The 3994-nt window shown below is 50.6% G+C and carries 3 protein-coding genes and 1 pseudogene; 3 read left to right on the top strand and 1 reads right to left on the bottom strand.

The annotated features are described in order from the left end of the window. Positions 1 to 594 precede the first annotated feature (594 nt). The 3 genes from EZM41_RS05505 (at position 595) to EZM41_RS05495 (ending at position 3627) form a co-directional block, all read left to right on the top strand. The gene (locus tag EZM41_RS05505) at positions 595 to 1656 is read left to right on the top strand and encodes a TRAP transporter substrate-binding protein DctP (protein WP_198470135.1); all 1062 of its coding nucleotides are present in this window, start codon (positions 595 to 597) and stop codon (positions 1654 to 1656) included. A 69-nt stretch (positions 1657 to 1725) separates the two neighbouring features. Next, complete coding sequence (locus EZM41_RS05500) at positions 1726 to 2304, top strand: TRAP transporter small permease subunit (protein ID WP_198470134.1); 579 nt, start codon at positions 1726 to 1728, stop codon at positions 2302 to 2304. A 9-nt stretch (positions 2305 to 2313) separates the two neighbouring features. After that, positions 2314 to 3627, top strand: coding sequence for a TRAP transporter large permease (locus EZM41_RS05495; RefSeq protein ID WP_198470133.1), 1314 nt, complete (start codon positions 2314 to 2316; stop codon positions 3625 to 3627). Between the two features lie 51 nt (positions 3628 to 3678). Here the strand turns inward: EZM41_RS05495 and EZM41_RS05490 are convergent. Beyond that, a pseudogene (locus tag EZM41_RS05490) lies at positions 3679 to 3994 on the bottom strand (hypothetical protein); the annotation flags it as partial.

Below are 3994 nucleotides of genomic sequence, written 5' to 3'. Positions count from 1 at the left end.
AGTTTGTGTATAGCTCACCGTGCACAGCTCTTGAGAGTCGGCCTCGACTGGACCGTATTTCCCCCTCCTGATGTGCAGCAGATCTCCTTTGACCGAAGAGAATGAACCGCCCCGGCTTTCCCGGAGGCTTTTTTATTTGAGTCCAGCTACAACAGCTGAGGTCTCCTGGAGATTGTAATACTTTTCCTCAAGCTCTGCAGGCGGAATGTCTGTGATGGCTCTAAGAAGCCTGCTATTGTTAAAAATTAATTCATCTATCCAATTATTGGGAAACAATGTGATTTCGAAGACATGAGGAAAACCGCTATTTGACTGGCGCAGGTTAGATGTGATAATATGAACCTTGTCTATGGAGTTATCGTAACTCTTTCATTTATATTTTAGGTGAAGTGTCTTGGGGGGCTGATAATGCCTTGTTACTCTTTTAAACCGAACATACTTCGGTTAAAGTTAGTATGGTTTATATAAGTTGTGGCAAAAGGCGATGAGATGCGCTTTTTGTTTTCGGCCACCCGATCAGAAATAAGTGGGGTGATGTCCATAAGAGCAAAGGCAAGCAAGAAACATAGAGATAGTCTGAAGGGGGTGGTTTACGTGAAGCACAGAAGTCTGATAGCTTTAGTAATGGTGTTTGCGGTGAGTGTAACCCTGCTGGTTGTCGATTTTTCGCATCCTGCAGCGGCGGCAAAAGTCATCAACTGGAAATTCCAGAGTCATCATACACCTGGAGCGCTTTCGACGACATATGTCATTCCTCCTTTCATCGAGAGGGTACGTGAGATGTCTGGCGGCAGGCTGAACATAACCTTGCACTATGCCGGTGAGTTGGTGGACTATGCGGAAGTGTTCCCCGCATTGCAGGCAAACATGATCCAGATAGCCAATACAGGTGGATTGTTTTTTAGAGGAGCGATCCCCGTAGGTTGGCTAGCTGCAGGCAATATGCCTCCCTTCGTTACGCGAACCAACGATGAATTTAATGAGTTATATCATCATAGAGGATTGGATAATCTAATTGGAGAAGGCCTGAAAGACCAAGGCATTCATTTCCTTGGGAGCCATAACGTAGGAAACACGTACTTCTGGAGCAAGAAACCCCTGCACTCGGTCGATGACCTCAAAGGATTCAAGGTGCGGTTTTTTGGCGCTATGTCAGACTGCATGGAACACTTTGGGGCCTCTCCGGTCATGCTTCCACACCCAGAGACCTACATGGCCATCGCCATGGGAACGCTTGATGGCAGTGGCACCGCTTGGTGGCTGTATCGCGACCTTAAGCTTTACGAAGTCTGTCCGTATTTTATTGGCCCGCCCTGGCAGGTCCCACAGGGAATGGAGCTTTGGGTATCCAAGAAAGCCTGGGATGCCTTGCCCGACGACTTAAAGGCTATTGTTAATACGGCGGCCATCGCTTTCGCTAAGGATTATGCGGACGTCTGCACGATGCAGGAACGCGAGATGTTCAACAAGTCCTTCCCCGAGTGGGGAACCACTTATATCGAATGGGGGAAGGAAGACGTTGACAAGATAACCAACGAATTCTCGCTGCCGTACCTTGATAAAATTGCAGAGGAAGTTGGGGCGAAGGATCCAAGGGTCGTCGAGGGAGTTAAGATCATTAAGCAGTTTATGAGGGACTACGGCTACATAGATTGAGATCCTGCGAGCGTAGAAAATACAGAGGAAACGTGCCCCCTCTCTTCTGGGGGAGGGGGTATATTTTCGTTGGGAACTCATGTGTCCGATGAGGTGAGGCGGTTGAGATCGTTAGTGGCGCTAGTTGGGTTTGTCGACAACCTGAATGATTGGGTTGGCAGGATAGTCGGTTTCCTCGTTTATCCGATAATGCTCATACTGGTGTACGAGGTGGTAATGAGGTATGTGTTCAACAGGCCTACCATCTGGGCCCACGAGACGTCGTGCATGCTTTACGGAGCGCACTTTATCATAGGAGGAGCTTATGCCCTTCGCTGGGGGGCGTTCGTCAACGTAGAGGTGTTCTACCAGCGCTTTCCGCTGCGTACAAAGGCTATAGTTGACTTGTTCACCTGGACTATGTTCTATGCCTTTGTAGGCACATTGTTGTGGAAAAGTGCACCTTGGGCCTGGGCCAGCCTGAAGATTTTGGAATATTCCGGGAGCCCCTGGGGTCCCCCTATATGGCCGATCAAGCTGACCATTCCCGTGGGGGCTACCCTGGTTTTACTCCAGGGGCTGACCAAGACCGTCAAGGATCTCTATATAGCTATGACTGGCCGGGAGCTTGTAGTAGGGGCCAGTGCCGAAGATGCAACCGATAACTGAGGTGATCTCATGGGTATAGGACTTATTTCCATTCTGTTGTTCGGTAGCATGTTCCTTTTACTGGCATTGGGGCTTCCTGTAGCTTTTGTTCTCGGTGGATTAGCCACCGTTTTCACCGCTGTGTTCTGGGGTCCTGAATCCCTCTTTATTATTGTCGCCAGGACTTTTTCCATGATGTCTACCACCACGCTAGTTGCCTGTCCTCTCTTCGTGTTGATGGCGTCAGTTTTGGAGCACTCCGGCGTAGCGGAGGATCTGTACGAAATGATGTACCGTTGGACTGGTTCTCTTAGGGGCGGCCTTGCGGTCGGCACAGTGATAACCTGTACACTGATAGCGGCCATGTCGGGGATTGCCTCCACCGGCGTGGTGATCATGGGGGTCATGGCCCTTCCGGCCATGCTCAAACGCGGGTACGATAAAACCCTTGCAACAGGCTGCATCTTGGCTGGGGGCGTTCTTGGTCCTCTTATACCTCCAAGTATCAGTTTGGTTCTCTACGGGACTATCGCCCAAGTATCGATAGGTAAGCTCTTCGCCGGAGGAATGGGAGCAGGGTTGCTCTGCTCTCTGTTGATAATTGTCTACATAATGGTGAAGTGCTACCGGAATCCGGAGCTTGGTCCTCCTCTTCCGCCCGAAGAGAGGGCCGACTGGGGAGCAAAAATCAGGTCACTCAAGGGTGTAATCCTTCCTCTTCTGCTTATAATTACTGTTCTGGGTTCAATTTACAGCGGCATCGCCACACCTACGGAGGCCTCTGCGGTCGGGGCTTTCGGCGCTCTGGTGTGCAGCGCCATCCATCGACGTTTGAACTGGCAATTGATCAAAGATTCCGCTAATGCCACGATAAGAGTCCAGGGGTTCATGATGTGGATCCTCTTCTCTGCTCAAGCCTTTGCCGCCGTATACATGGGCCTCGGAGCCTCCAGATTGGTGACGCGGCTGGTCGAGACCCATGAGATAGGCTGGTGGACGATGCTGATAGCCATACAAGTTGTCTGGTTCGGGCTTGGTTTCGTGATCGATGCCTGGAGCATCGTGATGATCACTCTTCCCATCCTTCTTCCGCTCATACCTATCTACGGATTCGATCCTCTGTGGCTTGGGGTTCTTTACGCGGTAAACACGCAGACAGGCTACCTCACGCCGCCCTTCGGAACCATGCTGTTCTTAATGAAGGGAATTGTTCCTAAGGATATAACCATGACGGATATTTACCGCTCCGTTATACCCTTCGTTTTGACCCAGCTGGTTTGCTTGGCTCTATGCGTTATTTTCCCCAAACTGGTTACGTGGCTCCCAGACTTGTTTTTCAAATGAAAAGACATAACGTGGACGCAAACCGCCTAAGCAACACCGATCTTCCGTCAACTAAAGCAATTTTACCATCGTTTTTTTGGCGGAATTACCAATGCGTCGGTCAACCAAGTAGGCTAGAGAATAGACTCGCTTTGTGCGGGTCCGGCGTCGGTGCGTTTGATTGCCCAGTTTTCCATGGACGACTCGTCGATCTTTGCCGTTGCTGTTTCGGGGGCAATCTGCTCTCTGGACTGCGTTATAGAGGGATGACTTTACGGCTTCGTAGAGCGGAGCCTCCGCGCCGAAGGATGCGGCGCGGTCCAGCACGACTACGGCCTTCTTGCCGTCCAACGCTTTTCTGATCTCCTCTTTGGGGAAAGGCCTGAAC

Origin of the sequence: Acetomicrobium sp. S15 = DSM 107314 (assembly GCF_016125955.1) — a bacterium.
Lineage (GTDB): Bacteria > Synergistota > Synergistia > Synergistales > Thermosynergistaceae > Thermosynergistes > Thermosynergistes pyruvativorans.
This window is presented reverse-complemented; position numbering and strand designations above follow the sequence as displayed.